Raw genomic sequence first — 4,371 nt, 5'->3', positions numbered from 1 at the left:
CGCTTGACGGGGGGCTTTGCCCCCAAAACGAAACACGTTCACTGGGGTTCACTTGCCATCGCTGGGGCGTGTCATTTCGTTTCGGCTCCCCCTGTTTTTCCCTTTCTTCGCTGGACGCTCATCAGGAGAAAAACAAAAAGCCTACCGCCCTCGTTTTACTCGGTTGGTCAAATCGCTTCTTGCCACAAAACAAGTTTGTGTCTTTCAGCGATTTCGCATCGTTTTACTTGTCAGTTTGCATGATGTTAAAAACGCACTCAGAAGCTCGCAAAACCGTTCTAAACTTTCAGCGTAGATTTGGGTGTTTTGTAGGGTGATCGTGTCTTAAAATCGTTTTGAGGGGCTTTGATGGGGGTGAACGGGCGGTTTTTGCTAACTAACTCGCCCGTTTAACATAAAAGGGATTATAGGAATGCTTTTTAGCGCTAGACTATTGTTTTTAATTTCAGGCAAGTGAAAGTAATGAAAAAAGAATTTTTGGGACTAATGTCCTTATTAGTGATTTCAGCGTGTTCATCATCATATGAACGTTATAGTGGTGTTGACCAAAATTTATGTGATGAATTTCTCCGCATAGCGAAAAATGAATATTTGAGTTCAAAAGAATGTTTTAGAAAAAATATAGATAAGTATATCAACACTGGCTCTAATTCAGAGGTTGTATCTGTTGTTAGATATGAATGTAGGGATGATATTCGTAAGTTGTCATACGCTTATCTAGATAGAGCTTATTGTTCAGTGGCTGAAGACACTTACTCAAGCTACAGGTCTGTAAAAAGTGATCTTATGGATTCTAGCGGTAGCATGCTACAAGCTATATCGTCATCTGTAGATGAGCGCCTGTTACAGTATGTTATGTATTATCGAGCGAACCATGAACTTCCAAATTAAAGCAAAAAAATCCTAATGCCCCAATGTGGTACTAATCAAAATGGAGCGAAGCGACAACGACTTCTTGTCTTTGCTTTTCTCCATGATCGGTTATTGGGTCATGGCTTCTTAGCTCTTTAATCTAGCTAAGTCTGGTTAGGTTGGGCTTCTTTCGACGGTGCAATCCAAGAAATCCCTAGTCCGTTGATTGGTGCTCTTGTCAGGTACGCACTGTAATCTTTCGATACCGCAGCGTGATTCGGAGGCAGAGCCGGAATTTCGTGTTCCGGTACGTTTTACTACCACAATTTGCCTGTTTATCCTTTCGGAGACCGGGCTAAGTCCGAGTCAATCAAGTGGTGCATTTGAGTTAATGTCGTTGAATGGTTTTAAGGAAGTCGTGACAAGCGAGCTTCCCATTGTTAAGATTGGATTGTCTAGGTCTGATCTTAGCAACGAATGCACCGAATCAGATTAGCAGAGCCGAAGTGATGTCACAATCATTTCGGCTCTGTGCCTTCTGGAGTATCACAAAAAATTTCACCGTATTTCAATCCGCAACGCTCGCCGCAAGAGGAAAATTTATTTTTCATCGAGGAAGCCTCACAAAAGTAAAAAAAACGGGTCATAACATTTGGACAAAAAACAAAGCTTATATCAGATAATTTGATTCCCATAAGACCCATTATGTTAAACGGGCGAGTTAGCTTACAAAAACCGCCCGTTCATCCGCATCAAAGCCCATCAAATCGATTTTAAGACACGATCACCCTATCAAGCACCCAAATCCACCCTGAAAGTTTATAACGGTTTCTGTGCCTTTCTAGTGCGTTTTTAACAATGTTTTATTTCAGGTGAAATCATTAACGTAAGGCTTAAAATAATCCATATTTATAATTGTTATTTTTTACTTTTGATAAATTTATAAAACGGGGTTTCACTAACGTAAAAACCAGAGTGGCTGATTTCATCCATGATGCTAGACCAACTTTTACCTTGTTTTTTTAATTCCATAATCTCGTCATAGATGTGATCGAGGAGCTCATTTGTTGTCGCTTTAGGATGCTCGGTCATAAAACTTTTTATTTTTTCAATCATTCTACTGCCTTGATTTTTGGCTGATATTTAATTAACTCTGTCAATTATAGAGCACTAAATTAACGGAATCATGAAAAATTCCTTATTTTTTTAAAGTGATATAGCGTAATGAGATGAAAAAATAGAAAGGGTAGATAATGATGGATGTAAAACGCCACACAAGAGACTTGTAGCGTTTTACATAAAAGGAATTATACGTAATTATTTCAGGGGGGGGTTAGCGTTCTTCATTTAGTAAATGCTTATTTTCATATTCGCATTTTTTATCGACGTAAAGTTGCTGTAATTTTTTAAAGCGATCTTTAGCTGCTTTACCTTCCACTGTTTTTGCATCGCTGGTATCTATAAAGAAAAGAGGAACTAGCAATAACGCCCCTGTTACACCTAAAGCTGAATTTTTAGCTATCTGTCCATTTAGTTCACTGTCTTTTGACTTTACTAAGTTAGCCATATCTTCCATCTCACTAATGATAGATTGACATGACATCATAGAATCCCCTGGCTGTGAAACCTGAACAGGCATAGGTGTTGTATGTACACAACCAGAAAGAAAAACAGAAAACGATAGTAATGTTAACCTTATCTTCATTAATACTTATCCTTAGAAATTTTAGCATGTTAGCATTAAATGTAAGTTTATGTGTCATGAAGAAAATAAGTTATTACTCGCCAGAATCCTTAATAATTACAATTTTTGTAATGTTTATCGTTTCATTTGTTGGGCGCTTGTATTATTTTCTAATATCCTTTATCTAAATTTTCCTGTTTTCGAAACAATAATCCCCTATATGCCCCAATGTGGTACTAATCAAAACGGAGCGAAGCGACAGCATCTTTCTGTCTTTGCTTTTCTCCATGATCGGTGATTGGGTCATGGCTTCTTAGCTTGTTCCATTAGCTAAGTCTGGTGCTTTTGGTTAGGTTGGGCTTCTTTCGACGGTGCAATCCAAGAAATCCCTAGTCCGTTGATTGGTGCTCTTATCAGGTACGCACTGTAATCTTTCGATACCGCAGCGTGATTCGGAGGCAGAGCCGGAATTTCGTTTTCCGGTACGTTTTACTACCACAATTTGCCTGTTTATCCTTTCGGAGACCGGGCTAAGTCCGAGTCAATCAAGTGGTGCATTTGAGTTAGTGTCTTTGAATGGTTTTAAGGAAGTAGTGACAAGCTAGCTTCCCATTGCTAAGATTGGGTTGTCGAGGTCTAATCGAAGCAACGAATGCACGCGAATTAGATTAGCAGAGCCGAAGTGATGTCACAATCATTTCGGCTCTGCACCTTCTAGAGTTCAGAAAAAAATCCTTTATGTTTTCAACTCGCAACGCTCGCCGCAAGGCGTGAACTTGTTTCACGTCGAGGAAGCGGAATTTCCCGAAAGCCTTATAATATCTCCGTTCACACATCATCGGAGGGGATCACTATGTCTCAATTATTTCGTTTGGCATCACCGGCAGATTACGAATACATCGAAGAAATAAAATTATGGGAATTGTCATTTGATAAGCGACCGGTTCAAGGGGTTCGTTGTGAAGATCCGGTGATCGGGGCAGAAAAATACAATCGAGGGCGTGAAAAATTTAAGGCGTTAGCGTCACGGCATAAAAAACACTGGAAACCGAACGGATTGACCTTTTCGGAGTTGATCCGCTGGGCAATAGAGTGTGGAACCCCCGAACAATGTCAGCTTGTTTTAGCGTTATACCATTGTACAAACGATGATGATTATCAGGCGATGGGGATTCAGTTAAGTCGAAGTATCGATAATGCAAATGTCAGTCCGATCATCTTTTTCACAGGTAAAAATCAACGGTTATTAGGTGATGTTTCGATGCTAAAACAGCTCGAGGAAAAGGCAGGTTAATGTCATGTTTGTTTATTATCCTGTGTATTATTCCGTATCTTATTCTATCTAATTTCTCTCTAATACACAGAATAATAAAGAGAATAAGATACAGAATAAGAGATAGACACAAGATGACGTTGTGTCATTTCTTACCCATTAATCTATCCGTTATTCTATCCATTATTCTGTCCGTTATTTTATCCGATTTAGGTATAACGGATAGAATAACGGGTAAAATAACGGATGAAATCATCATTTTACCAATCTACATCTATGATACTTTCAGTATCAATGCCACTCATTTTCTGGACGAAAATGAATGACATAAGGCTCCGCCCTCTGGCTATTTTCTTCGGCTGGACGCCTGCGAAAAAAGCCATTCACCCAAGCCCGTCAAACTCACTGCGTTCGTCTGACCACCCCCTTTTTTCGCCCTGTATTTGGTCGCTCAAAAATGTGGTGGTCAGACGCTTCGCTTGACGGGGGGCTTTGCCCCCAAAACGAAACACGTTCACTGGGGTTCACTTGCCATCGCTGGGGCGTGTCATTTCGTTTCGGC

Annotated in this window: 6 protein-coding genes; 4 read left to right on the top strand and 2 right to left on the bottom strand. The window is 39.9% G+C overall.

Going from position 1 to position 4,371, the window contains the following annotated elements:
• A partial coding sequence (locus tag NBG71_RS18560) for a hypothetical protein (protein ID WP_250917078.1) occupies positions 1–317 on the top strand: 317 nt, incomplete at its 5' end.
• Positions 318–462: 145 nt separating this feature from the next.
• Positions 463–891: a hypothetical protein gene (locus tag NBG71_RS18555; RefSeq protein ID WP_250917077.1), complete on the top strand. Its 429-nt coding sequence runs from the start codon at positions 463–465 to the stop codon at positions 889–891.
• A gap of 879 nt (positions 892–1,770) precedes the next feature.
• Here NBG71_RS18555 and NBG71_RS18550 read toward each other — a convergent pair.
• Positions 1,771–1,968 (bottom strand): hypothetical protein, encoded by a 198-nt coding sequence (locus NBG71_RS18550; RefSeq protein WP_113421954.1) that lies wholly within the window; start codon positions 1,966–1,968, stop codon positions 1,771–1,773.
• Between the two features lie 217 nt (positions 1,969–2,185).
• Entirely contained in the window at positions 2,186–2,557 is a 372-nt protein-coding gene (locus tag NBG71_RS18545; RefSeq protein ID WP_250917076.1) for a hypothetical protein, read from the bottom strand.
• Between the two features lie 832 nt (positions 2,558–3,389).
• On the opposite strand from NBG71_RS18545, the gene NBG71_RS18540 reads away from it, so the two are divergent.
• Together NBG71_RS18540 and NBG71_RS18535 are read left to right on the top strand one after the other, a co-directional pair.
• Entirely contained in the window at positions 3,390–3,830 is a 441-nt protein-coding gene (locus tag NBG71_RS18540; protein ID WP_107680794.1) for a hypothetical protein, read from the top strand.
• 113 nt (positions 3,831–3,943) lie between these two features.
• A complete protein-coding gene (locus NBG71_RS18535) occupies positions 3,944–4,135 on the top strand; it encodes a hypothetical protein (RefSeq protein ID WP_196731122.1) in 192 nt (63 codons plus the stop codon).
• Positions 4,136–4,371: the final 236 nt, after the last annotated feature.

Source organism: Proteus sp. FZP2095 (assembly GCF_023701425.1).
GTDB lineage: Bacteria > Pseudomonadota > Gammaproteobacteria > Enterobacterales > Enterobacteriaceae > Proteus > Proteus cibarius.
The sequence above is the reverse complement of the archived record's forward strand: the minus strand, read 5'-3'. Positions and strand labels throughout refer to the sequence as shown.